Source organism: Oleiphilus sp. HI0067 (genome assembly GCF_001635735.1).
In genome coordinates, this window is the sequence record NZ_LWFI01000703.1 from 1 (window position 1) to 849 (window position 849).

Genomic DNA, 849 nt, shown 5'->3' on the forward strand with positions numbered 1-849 from the left:
AGACAACGTTGGCGCGCGCTCGTCACGACAACGACCCGAAGGGCGAGCGAAGCGAGTAATCCGCACGACATACCACTCTCTCTATCAGTAAAAAACAATCTTATTCTAAGCTCAGTCACGTAAGCGTTACTTATTTCCTTGCGAGATAAGAGCCGTTAATTTTTATGCTGCAGCAGTACAGTGTTCTTTTTACGAATAGCGCAGTAGTCCTAGCGCAGTGACTTTACTATAATATGCGCCGATTATTTCCACCGGATATATGTAATACATGAGTGACTTTCAAGACCGCGTTCTAGTACAAGAGCATTTAGCGCACGAAAAAATCCCACAAGCGATTGATCAAGCACAGGTAGATCAACTCACAGCAGAAATAAAAGGGCTGTTGAAACAGAACAATGCTGTGTTGATTGCACACTATTACACGGATCCGTTGGTTCAAGGCTTAGCTGAGGAAACCGGTGGGTGCGTGTCCGATTCACTTGAAATGGCACGCTTTGGCGCGAAGCACGAAGCTGAATCTGTGGTCGTCGCAGGTGTGCGCTTTATGGGTGAAACAGCCAAGATCTTAAGTCCTGAAAAGCGTGTATTTATGCCGACTCTTGAGGCGACCTGTTCATTAGATATTGGTTGTCCTGTTGAGGAGTTTTCTGCATTCTGCGATCAGCACCCCGATCGCACGGTTGTCGTGTATGCAAATACCTCTGCTGCGGTTAAGGCGCGGGCTGATTGGGTTGTTACGTCGAGCATTGCTCTTGATGTTATTGAGCACCTTGATCGGAAAGGCGAAAAAATAATCTGGGGCCCAGATAAGCACCTTGGTGGGTATATTCAAAAACAAACTGGTGCGGA

1 protein-coding gene is annotated in these 849 nt (G+C 46.9%); it reads left to right on the forward strand.

What is annotated here, in order from left to right:
- Positions 1–268: 268 nt before the first annotated feature.
- Positions 269–849 (forward strand): quinolinate synthase (locus tag A3739_RS07880; protein ID WP_197472180.1); only part of this gene is annotated, 581 nt, incomplete at its 3' end.